The sequence below is a fragment of the Delftia sp. GW456-R20 genome, assembly GCF_001622915.1.
Classification (GTDB): Bacteria; Pseudomonadota; Gammaproteobacteria; order Burkholderiales; family Burkholderiaceae_C; genus Comamonas; species Comamonas acidovorans.
Genome location: NZ_LWCN01000004.1, coordinates 2,473,939 through 2,488,840, shown reverse-complemented (window position 1 = coordinate 2,488,840; position 14,902 = coordinate 2,473,939). Strand labels below are relative to the sequence as shown.

General features: G+C 70.1%; 11 protein-coding genes. 9 read left to right on the top strand and 2 right to left on the bottom strand.

Going from position 1 to position 14,902, the window contains the following annotated elements; genetic code table 11:
- Positions 1-90: 90 nt before the first annotated feature.
- Both nadC and A4F85_RS16440 read left to right on the top strand, forming a co-directional pair.
- A complete protein-coding gene (nadC, locus tag A4F85_RS16445; protein ID WP_016447964.1) occupies positions 91-972 on the top strand; it encodes a carboxylating nicotinate-nucleotide diphosphorylase in 882 nt (293 codons plus the stop codon).
- Positions 973-982: 10 nt separating this feature from the next.
- Positions 983-1,978, top strand: a complete 996-nt coding sequence (locus A4F85_RS16440) for a tripartite tricarboxylate transporter substrate-binding protein (RefSeq protein WP_063327181.1) — start codon at positions 983-985, stop codon at positions 1,976-1,978.
- Positions 1,979-2,027: 49 nt separating this feature from the next.
- On the opposite strand, the gene A4F85_RS16435 is transcribed toward A4F85_RS16440, so the two are convergent.
- Positions 2,028-2,810: a 3-hydroxybutyrate dehydrogenase gene (locus A4F85_RS16435; protein WP_012203473.1), complete on the bottom strand. Its 783-nt coding sequence runs from the start codon at positions 2,808-2,810 to the stop codon at positions 2,028-2,030.
- Between the two features lie 157 nt (positions 2,811-2,967).
- A complete protein-coding gene (locus A4F85_RS16430; RefSeq protein ID WP_063327180.1) occupies positions 2,968-3,897 on the bottom strand; it encodes a LysR family transcriptional regulator in 930 nt (309 codons plus the stop codon).
- A 130-nt stretch (positions 3,898-4,027) separates the two neighbouring features.
- Here A4F85_RS16430 and mdlC point away from each other — a divergent pair, with 130 nt between their 5' ends.
- The 7 genes from mdlC to A4F85_RS16395 all read left to right on the top strand — a co-directional run bounded on the left by mdlC (position 4,028) and on the right by A4F85_RS16395 (position 14,887).
- A complete protein-coding gene (gene mdlC / locus A4F85_RS16425) occupies positions 4,028-5,662 on the top strand; it encodes a benzoylformate decarboxylase (protein WP_197485496.1) in 1,635 nt (544 codons plus the stop codon).
- A gap of 28 nt (positions 5,663-5,690) precedes the next feature.
- Positions 5,691-6,629, top strand: a complete 939-nt coding sequence (locus A4F85_RS16420) for a ketopantoate reductase family protein (protein WP_063327179.1) — start codon at positions 5,691-5,693, stop codon at positions 6,627-6,629.
- A 42-nt stretch (positions 6,630-6,671) separates the two neighbouring features.
- On the top strand, positions 6,672-7,646 hold the full coding sequence (locus tag A4F85_RS16415) for a Bug family tripartite tricarboxylate transporter substrate binding protein (protein ID WP_063327178.1): 975 nt from the start codon (positions 6,672-6,674) through the stop codon (positions 7,644-7,646).
- A 70-nt stretch (positions 7,647-7,716) separates the two neighbouring features.
- Entirely contained in the window at positions 7,717-8,715 is a 999-nt protein-coding gene (locus A4F85_RS16410; protein ID WP_012203478.1) for a Bug family tripartite tricarboxylate transporter substrate binding protein, read from the top strand.
- Positions 8,716-9,162: 447 nt separating this feature from the next.
- Positions 9,163-10,386 carry an efflux RND transporter periplasmic adaptor subunit gene (locus A4F85_RS16405; RefSeq protein ID WP_063327177.1) on the top strand — a complete coding sequence of 408 codons (1,224 nt, stop codon included), beginning with the start codon at positions 9,163-9,165 and terminating at the stop codon, positions 10,384-10,386.
- On the top strand, positions 10,383-13,556 hold the full coding sequence (locus A4F85_RS16400) for an efflux RND transporter permease subunit (RefSeq protein WP_063327176.1): 3,174 nt from the start codon (positions 10,383-10,385) through the stop codon (positions 13,554-13,556). The genes A4F85_RS16405 and A4F85_RS16400 overlap by 4 nt, the downstream gene beginning before the upstream one ends.
- Before the next feature lie 11 nt (positions 13,557-13,567).
- Positions 13,568-14,887, top strand: coding sequence for a TolC family protein (locus A4F85_RS16395; RefSeq protein WP_063327175.1), 1,320 nt, complete (start codon positions 13,568-13,570; stop codon positions 14,885-14,887).
- Positions 14,888-14,902 lie beyond the last annotated feature (15 nt).

Below are 14,902 nucleotides of genomic sequence, written 5' to 3'. Positions count from 1 at the left end.
TGACAGCACTTATGCTCGTATCTAGCATAAGTTCCTCGCTCAAGCCCGCAAGGCCGCGCGCCACATTTTTTTGACCTACATATACTCAAAATGAGCATTAATATTGCCAATGCCCTCAGTGCCCGCCTGCCGGTACCGCCGCTGCCCGACCTGATGCTGGAGCCGCTGGTGCGCTCGGCCCTGCTGGAAGACCTGGGCCGCGCGGGCGACCTGACCACGGATGCCATTGTTCCTGCCGACGCACAGGCCGAACTGCGCCTGGTGGCGCGCCAGGAGGGCGTGCTGGCCGGGCTGGACATGGCGCGGCTGGCGTTCCGTGCGCTGGATGCGCAGTCGCGCTTCGAGCCGGTGCTGCGCGATGGCAGCGAACTGGCGCCAGGCCAGGAGATCGCGCGCATCCACGGCAGCGCGCGCGCCATCCTCACGGCCGAGCGCGTGGCGCTCAACTACCTGTGCCACCTGAGCGGCGTGGCCACGGCCACGGCATCGATCGCGCGGGCCATCGCCGACACGGGCGCACGCGTGACCTGCACGCGCAAGACCATGCCAGGCTTGCGCGCGCTGCAGAAGTACGCGGTGCGCGTGGGCGGCGGCAGCAACCACCGCTTCGGCCTGGACGATGCCGTGCTGATCAAGGACAACCACATCGCGCTGGCAGGCGGCGTGGCCGAGGCCCTGGCCCGGGCGCGCGCAGGCGTGGGCCACATGGTGCAGATCCAGCTGGAGGTGGACACGCTGGAGCAGCTGGAGGTGGCGCTGTCCCTGGGCGTGGAAGTGGTGCTGCTGGACAACATGGACCTGGACACGCTGCGCACGGCCGTCTCCATGGCGCGCGGGCGCGCGGTGACCGAAGCCTCGGGCCGCATCACGCCCGAGACGGCGCGCGCCGTGGCCGAGACTGGCGTGGACCAGATCGCCGTGGGCTGGATCACGCACAGCGCCCGGGTTCTCGACATCGGCCTCGACACCTGAGGACTCGGCCATGGCATTTTCTTTGCGCGGGCGGGGACTCTGGACGCTGGCGGCCTGCGCGCTGCTGGCGGGCGCATCGGGGCTTTGGCTGGCGGCGCCGGGCAAGGCCGGCACGCGCCTGGAGCGGCCCATCACCATCGTCGTGACCTTTCCGCCGGGCGGCGGCACGGACCTGCTGGCGCGGCGCCTGGGCGAGCAGCTGCAGCAGCGCCTGGGCCAACCCGTGGTGGTGGAGAACCGGCCCGGCGCCAGCGGCAACATCGGCGCCCATGCCGTGGCCCAGGCCGCGGCGGACGGCAGCACCTTGCTGATGGCCAACAGCTCGTTCGCCATCAACCCCGGTGTGTACGAGCGCCTGGACTTCGATCCGCGCAAGGACTTCACGGCGGTGTTCAACGCGGGCTCCATCGCCTCGGTGCTGGTCGTGCCTGCGGACAGCGCGCTGCAGACGCTGGAGGATGCGCTGGCCCAGGCGCGCCAGGAACGGCCTCTGCTGTTCGCCTCCTGCGGCAATGGCACGCCCCAGCACCTGGCCGGCGAGATGCTGGCCCGGGAGGCGAAGCGCTTTGTGCAGCATGTGCCCTACAAGGGCTGCGGCCCGGCCATCACGGCCGTGGCGGCAGGCCAGGTGGCGGCGGGCATGGTCACGGCCAGCAGTGCTGCGGCCATGATCGCTGCAGGCCGCGTGCGCGCCCTGGCCGTCACGGCGCCGCATCGACTGCCGCAGCTGGCCGGCGTTCCCACGGTGGCCGAGCGCGGCCTGCCGGGCTTTGCGGTGGAGCAGTGGCACGGCCTGCTGGCACCTGCCGCCACGCCCCGGGCCACGGTGCAGGCATTGCATGACACGCTGGAACAGGCGCTGGCCGATCCCGCCGTCAGCGCTGGCTTGCGCGACCAGGGCTACACCCTGGCGCGGCAGACACCGGGCCAATTCCAGGCGCTGATCGCGGCCGACATCGACCGCTATGCCGCCGTGACGCGTGCGCTGGGCCTGAAGGCCGATTGAGGGCCGATTGAGGGCCGATTGAGGGCCGATTGGGTGGCCGACTGGCGACTTACTGCATGAACCAGCCGTGGCTGACCACCAGCGACTGGCCGGTCAGCGCATTGCTGGGGAAGCCCGCGAACAGCAGGGCCACGCGGGCCACGTCCTCGGTGGTGGTGAACTCGCCGTCCACGGTTTCCTTGAGCATCACGTTCTTGATGACCTCGTCCTCGCTGATGCCCAGCGTGCGGGCCTGCTCGGGAATCTGCTTGTCCACCAGCGGCGTGCGCACGAAGCCCGGGCAGATCACATTGGCGCGCACGCCGTGCTTGGCGCCTTCCTTGGCCACGGTCTTGGCCAGCCCGATCAGGCCGTGCTTGGCCGTGACATAGGGCGCCTTGAGCAGCGAGGCCTCCTTGGAGTGCACCGATCCCATGTAGATCACGCTGCCGCCCCGGCCCTGCGCATACATGTGCTTGAGGCAGGCGCGCGTGGTGAGGAAGGCGCCGTCCAGGTGGATGGCCAGCATCTTCTTCCAGTCGGCAAAGCTGAATTCCTCCACCGGATGCACGATCTGTATCCCGGCATTGCTGACCAGGATGTCGATGCCGCCGAAGGCCCGGGCGGCCTCCTCGACCGAGGCGTTGACCTGGGCCTCGTCGGTCACGTCCACGGCCACGCCCATGGCCTGCGCTCCCGTGGCGCGCAGCTCGGCCGCCGTGGCGTCGGCTGCCTCCTTGTTGAGGTCGGCAATGACGATGCGCGCGCCTTCGCTGGCGAACAGCGTGGCGATCTCCTTGCCGATGCCGCTGGCCGAGCCGGTGATGAAGGCGACCTTGTCCTTGAGTTGCATGGTGAGTCTTTCCTGGAGAGTGGATGAAACAGGCCGGTGTCCATCTTCGGCGCGGCCGGCCGCGTGCCCTTGTCGGCGCAGGGACCAGTCTGGCGCCGGTTTCTTAGACGAAACTGAGTCGGCAGGCCCGCAAGTCATGGCTGTGACGGCCGGCCCTTTAGGGCGCGGCGGCCTCGCGGTGCCGGGGCTGCTGGAACAGCTCGCAGACCAGTTCGCGCAGCCAGCGCTTGGCCGGTTCCTGCTCGAAGCGCCAGCTCCAGTGCAGCGACACGTCAAAGCGGTGATCGGGCAGGTCGGCGTCGCGCACCGCATAGCCACCGCGCTCGACAAAGCCGGCCGCGATCTCGGCCGGCATGATCACCGCCAGGTCGGTCTTGCCCACGATGGAGGGCACGGCCATGAAATGTGCGGCCGACAGGCGGATGCGCTCATCGAGCCGCAGCGCCTGCAGGATGCGCAGCGTCTCCGAATGCGAGCGCACGGCCGCGAAATCCAGCTGGCGCAGCGTGGCCAGCGCCAGTGGCGCGCCTTCGGGCAGGTGCGCCAGCGCGGGGTGGCCGCTGCGCAGCAGCACGCCGTAATGGTCGGACAGCAGCACGGTCTGCCGGGTCCGCGTGCCACCCGGCAGAAAGCCGATGGCGATGTCCAGCGTGCCCCGGTCCAGCGCATCGGCAATGCCGTCCAGCGGCATGGGCAGGGTCTCCAGCTGCACATGCGGGGCGCGCTGGTGCAGCGCCTGCATCAGCGGCGGCAGAAAGCGCGCCTCGCCGATGTCGCTCAGGTGGATGCGAAAGCGCTGGCGCGCCTGCAGTGGCTCGAAGCTCTGGGCCTCGGACATGGCGACTTCGAGCACCTCCAGCGCCTGGCGCACGGCCAGCGCCAGGCGCTCGGCACGCGGCGTGGGGCGCACGCCTGCGTGCGCGCGCTCGAACAGCGGGTTGCCCAGCAGCAGGCGCAGCCGCGTTACGGCCTGGCTGGCGGCGGGCTGGGACATGCCCAGCTCCTCGGCCGCGCGGCTGACGCTGCAGTGGCGGTACACGGCGTCAAAGACGCGCAGCAGGTTGAGGTCCAGGTTCTTGATATCCATTTGGTGAATATCTCTTAGATAGTTTATTCAATTGCTGGAAATCATAAGCGCCTGCACCATGGGCACCGACTTCCATGGCCACCGCTCGGCACGCACCGGGCGGCCGGCCCATTCCCCAGGAGCCCCCATCTTGCAAGCACCCACCACCCCCCGCAGCCAGCCCGCCCAGACTTCCCCCTCCACCGCGACCTACACCGTGCGCCATGCCGTGATCGCCATGCTGCGCGAGCTGGGCATGACGCGCATCTTCGGCAACCCGGGCTCGACCGAGCTGCCGCTGTTCCGCGACTACCCCGAAGACTTCTCCTATGTGCTGGGCCTGCAGGAAACCGTGGTCGTGGGCATGGCCGACGGCCACGCCCAGGCCACGCGCAATGCCAGCTTCGTGAACCTGCATTCGGCTGCGGGCGTGGGCCATGCCATGGCCAACATCTTCACGGCCTTCAAGAACCGCACGCCCCTGGTGATCACGGCGGGCCAGCAGGCGCGCTCGCTGCTGCAGTTCGACCCCTTCCTGCATTCCAGCCAGGCCGCCGAGCTGCCCAAGCCCTATGTGAAGTGGAGCTGCGAGCCCGCGCGCGCCGAAGACGTGCCCCAGGCGCTGGCGCGCGCCTACTACATCGCCATGCAGGAGCCGCGCGGCCCCGTGCTGGTCTCCATTCCCGCCGATGACTGGGACAAGCCGGCCGAGCCCGTCACGCTGCGCCATGTGGGCTTCGAGACGCGGCCCGATCCGCGCACGCTGGACCTCATCGGCCAGGCGCTGGACGCCGCGCGTGCCCCGGCCCTGGTCGTGGGCGCGGCCGTGGACCGGGCCCAGGGCTGGGATGCCGTGGTCGCGCTGGCCGAGCGCCACCAGGCCCGCGTCTTCGTGGCCCCCATGAGCGGGCGCTGCAGCTTCCCCGAGGACCATCCCCTGTTCGCCGGCTTCCTGCCCGCCATGCGTGAGCGCATCGTGCAGCTGCTGTCCGGCCATGACGTGGTCTTCGCCGTGGGCGCGTCCGCCTTCACCTACCACGTGGAAGGCGAGGGCCCGCACATCCCCGAAGGCACGGCGCTCTACCAGCTGATCGAGGACCCGGCCATTGCCGCCTGGGCCCCCGTGGGCACGGCCGCCGTGGGCAATGTGCGCATGGGCGTGGAGGAGCTGCTGCAGCGCCCCGCACCCGCACCGCGCCAGGCGCCCGCACCCCGGCCCGCAGCGCCCGTGCCGGCCGCGCCCGCCGCAGGCGAGCGCATGTCGGTGGCCTTTGCCATGCACACGCTGGCCCAGGTGCGCGACCGCCACAGCATCGTGGTGGAAGAGGCGCCCAGCTCGCGCTCCACCATCCAGACCTACCTGCCCATCTTCCACTCGGGCACCTTCTACACCATGTGCAGCGGCGGCCTGGGCCACAGCATGCCGGCCGCCGTGGGCGTGGCGCTGGCAAAGCCCGAGGCCAAGGTGGTCGCCGTCATCGGCGACGGCTCGGCCATGTACGCCATCCAGGCCCTCTGGAGTGCAGCCCAGCTGCGCCTGCCCATCAGCTTCGTGATCCTCAAGAACCGCCGCTATGCGGCGCTGCAGGACTTCGCCCATGTCTTCGGCTACCGCGAGGGCGAGAAGGTCGAGGGCACGGAACTGCCCGACATCGACTTCGTGGCGCTGGCCCGTGGCCAGGGCTGCGACGGCGTGCATGTGGAGAACGCGGCCGAGCTGGCCGATGTGCTGGAGCGCGCGCTGGCCCATCCCAAGCCCATCGTGGTTGAGGTCGAGGTCGCCTGAGGCGAAGCCCCCTGCAGGAGACACGGCAATGGAAAACACAAGAAGCATAGGCATCCTCGGCGCAGGCGCCATGGGCACCCTGTTCGGCGCGCGGCTGGCCCGCATCGGCCTGGACGTGACCCTGGTCGATGTGAACGACGAGCTGCTGCAGGCCCTGAACCGCGATGGCGCGCGCTGCCACACCGATGAGGGGCGGCTGCAGGCCCGCGTGCATGCGGCGCGGGCCGAGCAGCTCACGGCAGGGCCCGCGCTGTGGCTGGTCTTCACCAAGTCGGCCCATACGCGGGCCGCACTGCAGGGCATTGCCCACCTCATCGGGCCGGACACGCATTTCCTGAGCCTGCAAAACGGCATAGGCCATGCCGACGTGCTGCGCGAGCGGGTGCCGGCCGAACGCATCGCCGTGGGCGTGACCACCTGGCCTGCGCGCGTGATGTCGCCGGGCGAGGTGAGCTCCATGGGGCAGGGCGGTATCCGCTTCATGCCTTGCGATGGCCAGCGCAGCGCGGTCTTCGACTTGCTGGCGGAAGACCTCAACCGCGCAGGCATGCATTGCAGCATCGACCCGCAGGTGCAGGAGGCCATCTGGGAGAAGCTGGCCTTCAATGCCGCCTTCAACGGCGTGTGCGCCGTGACGCGCCAGACCGTGGAAGGACTGGCCAATCCGCAGGGCGAGGCCCTGCTGCAGCGCGTGCTGGACGAGGTGTTGTCCGTCGCCCATGCCCATGGCGTCGCTGCCAGCGCCGAGCGCGTGGGCGCGGCCGTGTGCGATGCGCTGGACCACCACCGGGGCCACCAGCCCTCGATGCTGCAGGACCTGCTGGCCGGCCGTGCCACCGAGACGGGCGCCATCCATGGCGCCGTGCTGCAGGTGGCCGACCGCCTGGGCATTGCCGTGCCGGTGACGCGCACGCTGCACGCACTGGTCAGCCTGTCCGAGAACGCGGGCGCCGTCGCACCGCGCTGAACGCGCTCAAGGCAAAACGAGCCACTACAAGAAGGAGACAAGATGCTGCGCAGACAAGCACTCAAGGCCGCACTGGCCATAGGCGCCCCGCCCCTGCTGGGCATGGGCACGGCACACGCCCAGACCGGCAAGCCCGTCGAATGGGTGGTGGGCTTTGCCGCAGGCGGCGGCTCGGACGCCGTGGCGCGCACCGTGGGCGAGTCCTTTGGCAAGGCCCTGGGCCGCACCGTGGTCGTCATGAACAAGCCCGGGGCCGGCACCAACATCGCCGCCGAATACGCGGCGCGCACGCGCGAGCTGGGCAGCCTGGTCTTCACGGCCGACTTCGCCACGCTGGCGGCCAACCCCCACCTGTTTCGCAAGCTGGCCTACAACGCCGAGAAGGACTTCGTGCCCATCGGCCTGCTGGCGCGCTTTCCGCTGTTCCTTGTGGTCGGCAACCAGCTGCCGGTGCACAACCTGCAGGAGTTCACGCAGTGGATGAAGGCCCAGCCAGGCCCCGTCAGCTACGGCAGCCCGGGCCTAGGCACGCCGCACCACCTGGCCACCGAACTGCTGTCCCAGCGCCTGGGCGTGAAGATGTCCCATGTGCCCTACCGCGGCGCGGGGCCGGCGCTGATCGATGTGATCGGCGGCCAGATCCCCTTCATGCTGGCCGACAGCGCGGCGGCGGCCCAGCACATTGCGGCCGGCAAGCTGCGCGTCATCGGCGTGGCCAGCGCCGAACGTCTCAAGAGCCACCCGGGCGTGCCCACGCTGGCCGAGCAGGGCGTGAAGGATTTCGAGGCCCATGCATGGCAGGGCCTGGTGGCACCCGCAGGCACGGACGACGCCACCGTACAGGCCTGGTCCGTGGCGCTGCAGCAGGCGCTGCGCTCGCCTGCCGTGCTGGCGCGCTTCGAGGCGCTGTCGCTGGAGCCGCTGCCCGGCACGCCCGCCCAGATGCGTGACTACTGGCGCAGCGAAAGCCGGCGCTGGGGCCAGGTCATCGAGTCGGCGGGCATACGGCTGGATTGACCGTAGCGCCGCTGCTGCTTCAGGCGCCCTCACCGTTTTCAAGAACTCATAACCCAAGGAGACATAGCTCATGCACAAGACAACCCCCTTCAGCCGCTGGCGCCGCCTGGGCCTGCTGGCCCTGCTGGGCGCGACGGCCTCGGTCCCTGCGCTGGCGCAGAAGGCCGGCGACAAATGGCCCGAGCGCCCCGTGCGCCTGGTCGTGAACTTCGCGCCCGGCGGCGCGGCCGATGTGCTGGCGCGCGCCATCACGCCCACCATGTCCCAGGTGCTGGGCCAGTCGGTGGTGGTGGACAACAAGCCCGGTGCGGGCGGCAACATCGGCATCAGCGAAACCGTGCGCGCGCCCAAGGATGGCTACACGCTGCTGCTCAGCTCGGGCGGGGCCATCACCATCAACCCGATGATCTACAGCAAGCTGGCCTTCAATCCCGAAAAGGACCTGACGCCCGTGGCTGCCGTGGCGCGCGTGCATGTGTTCCTGGAGACCAATCCCGCCGTGCCCGCCACCAACGTGGCCGACTTCATCAAGCACCTGAAGGCCAACCCCGGCAAGCTGTCCTACGGCTCGCCGGGCCAGGGCAGCTCGCCCCATTTGGCCGGCGAGATGTTCAAGCGCATGGCCGGTGTCGATGCCGTGCACGCCCCCTACAAGGGCGCGGGCCCGGCGCTCAGCGACGTGCTCAGCGGGCAGCTGCAGTTCTGGTTCGACCCGGGTCCGGGCCTCAAGCAGGTCGAGGCCGGCAAGCTGCGCCTGCTGGCCATCGGCAGCCCGCACCGCTCGCCGCAGTACCCCAACGTGCCCACGCTGGCCGAAAGCGGCCTGCCGGGCTTTGACGCCGACACGCTGTTCGGCATCTACGCGCCCACGGGCACGCCCGAATCCGTGATCGAGGCCGTTCGCACTGCCGTGGCCAAGGCGCTGGAGCAAAAGAACGTCAACGACGTCATCCTCACCCTGGGCGCCACGCCCGCGCCGCTGAGCCGCAAGGCCTTCATCGACCACCACGCCACCGAGCGCGAGCGCTTCGGCGAACTGGTGAAAGCCATCGGCCTGAAAGTGGACTGACCTTTCCCGCAGGCCATCGCCCGCAAGCCGCCCGCTCCGCGCTGGCGGCTTTTTGCTTTCCGGGCGGGGCCTATGTGGCCGGGCCGATCGGGCCAGGTGCCGGCCATCTTCTATACGAAGGTATATCCCGCATCCACCAATGAACAGGCCAGCCTTCCCAACAAAGGCTGGCCGCAGGCACTTTCGCCTTTGATAATTCCGGGCACATATTGCACTGCAGCAAACAGGGCTCCCGGCCTGCACGGGGACTGCGCCACCCACACGCAAAGGAGTACCCCATGGACCCCGATCCTGATTCCGATCCCGATCCTGCCAGGCGCTGCCGCGCCGCCCCTTTCCGTCTTTCCCTTCTTCCATTTCTTGATCTGCCCGGACCCGGGCGGAGGCCTGTGATCGCCTGAAGGGGCGAGAGGTCTGCGCGGGTCCGTGGCACCCGGAGACCTCAGGATGACCCGCTTTCTCGCTTCCGAACGACCAGGCCGACCCCATGGCCACCCACATGGCCGACCCCATGGCCTGCACCAGCGCCATCCCTTGCTGGCGGCTGCCTGGCCTGTGGGCGGGCTGCTGATCAGCGTGGCCATGGCCGCCTGCAACGGCCCGGCCGAAACCCAGGCTGCAGTAGCAACCCCCGCCACCGCCGCCCCGCAGCCGGCTCCCGTGCGCCGCGAAGGCAACCTCATCGTGGTGCCCGAAGGCTCGCCGCTGCGCCAGCGCCTGCAGGTGGCCGAGATCGCCCTGCAGCCGCTGCAGACCCGCCTGTCGGCCCCCGCCACCATCGAGGCCGAGCCTGAAAAGCTGGTCCGCATCACGCCGCCCGTGGTGGGCCGCCTGGTGCGCCTGCACCACCAGCTGGGCGATGCGGTGAAGGCCGGCGATGCGCTGATCACCATGGACTCCTCCGAGATCTCCAGCGTGCGTGCCGAGCACGCCAAGTCTCAGGCCGCGCTGCTGCACGCGCGCCAGGAATTCGACCGCCAGAAGCTGCTGTTCGATGCCGAGATCGCCGCGCGCAAGGACTACGAGGCCGCGCAGCAGTCGCTGGCCGCAGCAGGTGCCGATGCGCGCGCCGCCTCCGACCACCTGTCCCAGCTGGGTGCGGCCGTGCAGGAAGGCTCGCGCGGCAGCTACGTGGTCAAGTCGCCCATCAGCGGGCGCGTGGTGGAGATGGCAGGCTCGCAGGGCGGCTACTGGAACGATGTGAATGCCTCCGTCATGACCGTGGCCGACCTGCGCAAGGTCTGGCTCAGCGCCAGCGTCAGCGAGCGCGACCTGGCCCATGTGGACGTGGGCCAGCAGGCCCACATCGCGCTGGCCGCCTATCCCGACCTGCAGCTGCAGGGCCGCGTGCAGTACGTGGGCGAGCTGGTGGACACCGCCACGCGCAGCGTCAAGGTGCGCGTGGCCGTGGACAACCCCGAAGGGCGGCTGCGCCCCGGCATGTTTGCGCGCGTGGGCTTCGACGCCCCGGCGCGCCAGGCCGTGATGGTGCCGGCCGCAGCCCTGCTGCAGGGCCAGGTCAGCACGCGCGTCTTCGTGGACAAGGGCGGCTGGCGCTTCGAGCCGCGTGACGTGCAGGTCGGCGCGCAGCAGGACGGCCAGGCCGAGATCCTCTCGGGCCTGGCGGCCGGCGAGCGCGTGGTGGTCAACGGGGGAGTGCTGCTGCAATGATCGAGCGCATCGTCAACATCGGTTTTTCCCGCCGCGGCGTGGTCTGGCTGGTCTTTTGCTTCGCGGCCCTGTATGGCGTGTTCAGCTGGAAGCAGCTGCCGCTGGAGGCCTATCCCGACATTGCCGACGTGACCTCGCAGATCGTCACCCAGGTGCCAGGCCTGGCGGCCGAGGAGATCGAGCAGCAGATCACCATTCCGCTGGAGCGCGCCCTGCTGGCCACGCCCGGCATGCACGTGCTGCGCTCGCGCAGCCTGTTCGCGCTGTCCCTGATCACCGTGGTCTTCGAGGACGGCGTGGACGGCTACTGGGCGCGCCAGCGCCTGAAGGAGCGCATCGACGAGGTCACGCTGCCCTATGGCGCCCGCGCCGGGCTGGACCCCTACAGCTCGCCCACGGGCGAGGTCTACCGCTACACGCTGGAAAGCCCCGTGCGCAGCCTGCGCGAGCTGTCCGAGCTGCAGCAATGGGTGGTGATCCCGCGCCTGAAAAAGGCCCAGTCCGTGGTGGACGTGACCAACTTCGGCGGCCTGACCACGCAGTTCATGCTGGAGCTGGACCCGGCGCGGCTGCTGCAGTACGGGCTGGCGCTGTCCCAGGTGATCGAGGCCATCAATGCCAACAACGCCAGCGGCGGCGGCAGCGTCATCGACCGGGGCGATGTTTCCTATGTGGTGCGCGGCGTGGGCCTGCTGGGCTCGCTGGACGACATGGGCAACGTGGTCGTCAAGACCACGGACAGCGGCACGCCCGTGCTGGTCAAGGACCTGGGGCGGCTGACCTACGGCAACGTGGAGCGGCGCGGCATCCTGGGCAAGGACGGCAACTCCGACACCCTGCAGGGCATCGTGCTGCTGCTCAAGGGCTCCAACCCCTCGCAGGCGCTGGAGGGCATCCACGCCGCCGTGGAGGAGCTCAACGGCAAGCTGCTGCCGCCCGACGTGAAGGTCGTGCCCTACCTGGACCGCACCACGCTGATCGAGCGCACCACCCACACCGTGGGCAAGACCCTGGCCGAAGGTCTGATCGTCGTCACCCTGGTGCTGCTGGTCTTCCTGGGCAGCCCGCGCGCGGCGCTGATCGTGGCGCTGACCATTCCCATGGCGCTGCTGCTGGCCTTCATCTTCATGCACCACGCGAAGATTCCGGCCAACCTGCTGTCGCTGGGCGCCATCGACTTCGGCATCCTGGTGGATGGCGCCGTGGTCGTGGTCGAGAACATCCTGCGGCGCCGCGAGGCCGACCAGAACCGGCCGCTCACGCCCAGGGATGCCATCACGGCCACGCTGCAGGTGGCGCGGCCCATCTTCTTCGGCATGTGCGTGATCGCGGCCGCCTACCTGCCGCTGTTCGCCTTCGAGCGCATCGAGTACAAGCTGTTCTCGCCCATGGCCAGCGCCGTGGGCGCGGCCCTGGTCGGGGCGCTGGCCGTGGCCCTGCTGCTCACGCCGGCCCTGGCCTGGCTGGCCTTCCGCAGGCCGCGCAAGATCTTCCACAACCCCGTGCTGCACCGGCTGGGCGTGGGCTATGACCGCTTCCTGGGCGTGGCCGTGGGCCGCGTGCGCTGGCTGGCGGGGGCCGTGGCGGCCTCGCTGCTGGCGCTGGGCGTGCTGGCGGGCACCATGGGCCGCGACTTCCTGCCGTACCTGGACGAAGGCTCCATCTGGCTGCAGGTGCAGATGCCGCCCGGCATCACGCTGGACAAGGCGCGCGACATGGCCGACGCGCTGCGCAGCGCCGCGCTGGAGTTCCCCGAGGTCTCCTACATCGTCACCCAGACCGGGCGCAACGATGACGGCACGGACTACTGGACGCCCTCGCACATCGAGGCCAGCGTGGGCCTGCATCCCTATGGCGAATGGAAGTCGGGCCTGACCAAGCAGCAGCTGATCGCGAAGATGGCCGCGCGCTTCGACCAGTTGCCCGGCTACTCCGTGGGCTTCATGCAGCCCATGATCGACGGCGTGCAGGACAAGCTGTCGGGCGCGCACAGCGACCTCACGGTGAAGGTCTTCGGCCAGGATCTGGCCGAGGACCGGCGCGTGGCCGATGCCCTGGTGGCCGTGCTGGAGAAAGTGCCCGGCGCGGCCGACGTGGCCGTGGACGTGGAGCCGCCGCTGCCCAACCTGCGCATTGCGCTGGACCGCGCGGCTGCCGCGCGCTACGGCATCAATGCCTCCGAGGTGGCGCAGCTCATCTCCACCGGCGTGGGCGGGGCCTCCATCGGCCAGCTCTACGTGGGCGAGCGCAGCTACGACATGGCCGTGCGCTTCACGCCCGACACGCGCAGCAGCCCCGAGGCCATCGGCGCGCTGCGCCTGTCGGCGGCCAATGGCGCCCAGGTGCCGCTGGCCGACGTGGCGCGCATCACCACCACCGTGGGCCAGAGCGTCATCGTGCGCGAGGGCGGCGAGCGCCACATCCTCGTCAAGCTCAATGTGCGCGGCCGCGACCTGGCGGGTTTCCTCAAGGATGCGCACACCGCCATCGACCAGCACCTGGACTACGACCGCCAGAAGCTGCACATCGAGTGGGGCGGGCAGTTCGAGAACCTGCAGCGTGCCGAGGCGCGGCTGCTCATGATCCTGCCGCTGACGCTGGGCATCATGCTGGTGCTGCTGTTCGGCGAGTTCGGCAACCTGCGCCAGCCGCTGCTGGTGCTGGGCGTGGTGCCGCTGGCCATGATCGGCGGCTTTGCGGGCCTGCATTTGCGCGGCATGACGCTCAACGTCTCCAGCGCCGTAGGCTTCATCGCGCTGTTCGGCGTGGCCGTGCTCTCGGGCGTGCTCATGGTCTCGCAGATCAACCGGCTGCGCCGCGAGGACGGCCTGGGCCTGCGCGAAGCCGTGCTCGAAGGCGCCTCCAGCCGCATGCGCCCCGTGCTGATGACGGCCACCGTCGCGGCCTTCGGCCTCACGCCGGCCATGCTGGCCACGGGCCTGGGCAGCGACGTGCAGCGGCCCCTGGCCACGGTCGTGGTCTGCGGCCTGTTCAGCGCCACCTTGCTGACCCTGCTGCTGCTGCCCAACCTCTACTACGTGATCGAGGCCCGTGCCGCCCGCGCGGCCGAGCGCCGCCAGCGCCGTGCCGCTGAACGCGGTGAGAGCGGCGATCCGGATGCCGCCAAGGACGAGGGCGGGCATCGCACCGCAACGAGCCAACCCCATTGATGCGAGTCGCCATGCAAACGACCCCTTTCTTCCCCAGGCAGGCCCTGGCCCTGCTGCTGTGCCTTGGCGCCGCAGCCCAGGCGCAGACGGCGCCGTCCGCCGGCCTGCGCTTTTCCGACTACCTCAACGCCGTGGAGCAGCACAGCCCCCTGCTGCGCTCGGAGGAGCAGGGCGTGGAATCCGCGCGTGCCGGCATCGGCATCGCCGGCATACGCCCCGACCCCAGCCTCACGCTGGGCGCCTCGCGCGAGCAGGTGCGCACGGGTCAGCCCCGGCCCACCACGCGCAACTACGAGATCAGCATGGAGCTGGAGACGGGCGGCAAGCGCGCCGCACGCATCCAGTCCGCACGCAGCCAGGTGCGCCTGTCCGAGGCCGGCCTTGAAGGCGTGCGCAGCCAGCTGTTCTCCGATGCCGCCCAGGACTACACCCAGGCCTGCCGCGACTCGCTGGCGCTGGAGCGCAAGCAGCAGACGCTGAAGGCGCTGGGCGACGTGGTGCAGGCCAACGAGCTGCGGCGCAAGGCCGGCGACATCGGCGGCGTGGAATGGCTGCAGTCGCGCGTGGAGCGCGACCGCTTCCAGGCCGAGGTGGTGCAGGCGCGCGCCGAGGCGCAGACCGCGCGGCTGGCGCTGTCCGTCCCGCTGGGGCGCCGCCTGTCCGAAGTCTTTGCCAGCGACACGCTGCAATGCGGCTTCATGGAATTGGCCGAAGACTCGGGGCTGGAGGATGCCGATGCCCTGGTCGCCCAGGCGCTGCAGTCGCGCGCCGAGGTGCGCATCGCCCAGGCGGCGCTGGAGCATGCACGCGACAACGCGGGCCTGGCCCAGGCCAACCGCTGGGTCAATCCCACGCTGGCCGTGGGCATGGCCGCCGTGCCGTCCACGGCGGCCGGCACCGATGCCCAGGGCAATCCCTTCGATGGCGGCGGGCGCTCGCGCACGCTGTCGGTCTCGGTCAGCGTGCCGCTGCCGCTGTCGCGCCTGGACCGGGGCGATCTGGTGCAGGCCGAGGCGGCCGTGACCCAGGCCATGCTGGCCCTGCAGCAGGCCCAGAACCGGGCCGAGGCCGATGTGCGCGGCGCGCGCTTTCGCCTGAGCGCCGCGCGCGAGAACGTGCAGCGCTACCGAGACGGCGTGCTGCGCGATGCGCAGCGCGTGCTCGAAGGCATACGCCTGTCCTACCGGCATGGCGAAGCTTCGCTGCTAGAGCTGCTGTCCGCCCAGCGCTCAGCCGACGAGGCCTACCTGGGATCGCTGGAGGCCGAGACCGAGCTGGCCAAGGCCACGGTGGAGCTCCAACTGAGCGTGGGCCGGCGCCCCGCCCTCTGATCGCGGGAGGGCAGG

What these genes read in the sequence shown, in the direction of transcription:
- A4F85_RS16440 (WP_063327181.1), top strand. Translation starts at nt 983, where the DNA reads ATGGCATTTTCTTTGCGCGGGCGGGGACTCTGGACGCTGGCGGCCTGC.
- A4F85_RS16395 (WP_063327175.1), top strand. Translation starts at nt 13,568, where the DNA reads ATGCAAACGACCCCTTTCTTCCCCAGGCAGGCCCTGGCCCTGCTGCTG.
- A4F85_RS16415 (WP_063327178.1), top strand. Translation starts at nt 6,672, where the DNA reads ATGCTGCGCAGACAAGCACTCAAGGCCGCACTGGCCATAGGCGCCCCG.
- A4F85_RS16430 (WP_063327180.1), bottom strand. Translation starts at nt 3,897, where the DNA reads ATGGATATCAAGAACCTGGACCTCAACCTGCTGCGCGTCTTTGACGCC.
- A4F85_RS16400 (WP_063327176.1), top strand. Translation starts at nt 10,383, where the DNA reads ATGATCGAGCGCATCGTCAACATCGGTTTTTCCCGCCGCGGCGTGGTC.
- A4F85_RS16410 (WP_012203478.1), top strand. Translation starts at nt 7,717, where the DNA reads ATGCACAAGACAACCCCCTTCAGCCGCTGGCGCCGCCTGGGCCTGCTG.
- A4F85_RS16420 (WP_063327179.1), top strand. Translation starts at nt 5,691, where the DNA reads ATGGAAAACACAAGAAGCATAGGCATCCTCGGCGCAGGCGCCATGGGC.
- A4F85_RS16435 (WP_012203473.1), bottom strand. Translation starts at nt 2,810, where the DNA reads ATGCAACTCAAGGACAAGGTCGCCTTCATCACCGGCTCGGCCAGCGGC.
- nadC (WP_016447964.1), top strand. Translation starts at nt 91, where the DNA reads ATGAGCATTAATATTGCCAATGCCCTCAGTGCCCGCCTGCCGGTACCG.
- A4F85_RS16405 (WP_063327177.1), top strand. Translation starts at nt 9,163, where the DNA reads ATGACCCGCTTTCTCGCTTCCGAACGACCAGGCCGACCCCATGGCCAC.